This is a genomic window from Thalassolituus sp. UBA2009 (assembly GCF_002335285.1).
Taxonomy (GTDB): Bacteria; Pseudomonadota; Gammaproteobacteria; order Pseudomonadales; family Oceanobacteraceae; genus Venatoribacter; species Venatoribacter alkanivorans.
Genome location: NZ_DDCJ01000005.1, coordinates 75,009 through 76,229, shown reverse-complemented (window position 1 = coordinate 76,229; position 1,221 = coordinate 75,009). Strand labels below are relative to the sequence as shown.

Below are 1,221 nucleotides of genomic sequence, written 5' to 3'. Positions count from 1 at the left end.
TTTTGTCCGTACCGGTATGGGCGGGCAGAAAGTCATTATGAACGGCGGGGCGATGGTGCTGCCGGTATTGCATGAAATTATTCCCGTCAATATGAACACCCTGCGTCTGGCGGTATCGCGTAAAGAACAGCAGGCGCTGATTACCAAAGACCGTATGCGTGTTGACGTACTGGCCGAATTTTATCTGCGCGTTAAACCCGATGCGGATGCCATTGCCAACGCGGCACAAACTCTGGGTGCGCGTACGCTGGACCCGGATGCACTGAAAGAAATGATCGAAGGTAAATTCGTTGATGCCCTGCGTTCGGTGGCGGCAGAAATGGAAATGGCGGAACTGCACGAACAGCGCAGCCAGTTTGTACAGAAAGTACAGCAGGTCGTGAGCGAAGACCTGCTGAAAAACGGTCTGGAACTGGAGTCTGTTTCCCTGACCGGTCTGGATCAGACGCCACGTGAATTCTTCTCACCCGATAACGTGTTCGATGCCGAAGGTCTGGCGCGTATGACCCGTTCGATTGAATCACGCCGTAAGGAAGTGAACGAAATTGAGCAGGAAACCCGTGTACTGATCGAACAGAAAAACCTTGAAGCCGAACGTCAGCGTCTGCAGATTGAGCGTGAAACCCGCTACGCCAAAATGGAGCAGGAACGCGAAATTGCCACCCGCGAAGCCGATCAGCAGGCTGAAATCGCCAAAGAGCGCGCAGATAAAGAACGTAGTGCCAAACAGGCCGAAATTGAAGCGCAGCGGGAAATTGACCAGTCGCGTATCGCCGCCGATCAGGCAACATTATTGCTGGAAATTGAAAAAGACCGCCGCCTGCGCGAGCAGGAAATTGAGCGTGAGCGTCAGCTGGAAGAACGTCAGATCCAGAAACAGAAATCACTGGAAATTGCTGAGCAGGAACGTGCCATTGCGGTTGCCGAAAAATCGAAAGAGCAGTCGCTGGCCGATAAACTGGCGAACGAGGCCCGTTCGGAAGCGGTGCGTGCAGAAGAAAAAGTAACGACTGCCAAACAGGTGGAAATTGCTGAGCGTGACAAAGCCATCGAGCTGATTGAAGCGCAGAAAGAAGCGGAACGTCAGGCGACCGGGGTAAAAATCGCCGCCGAAGCTGAAAAAATGGCCGCCGAAGATAAAGCCGAAGCGCTGCGTCTGCAGGCCAACGCCGAAGCCGATGCTATCCGTATTAAAGTGGAAGCCGACCGTGAGAAGTACGC

1 protein-coding gene is annotated in these 1,221 nt (G+C 53.6%); it reads left to right on the top strand.

The genetic code is table 11. From position 1 onward, the window contains the following. Positions 1-1,221, top strand: a 1,221-nt coding sequence (locus B3P58_RS00565) for a flotillin family protein (protein WP_286715207.1), incomplete at both ends; no start/stop codon positions are given.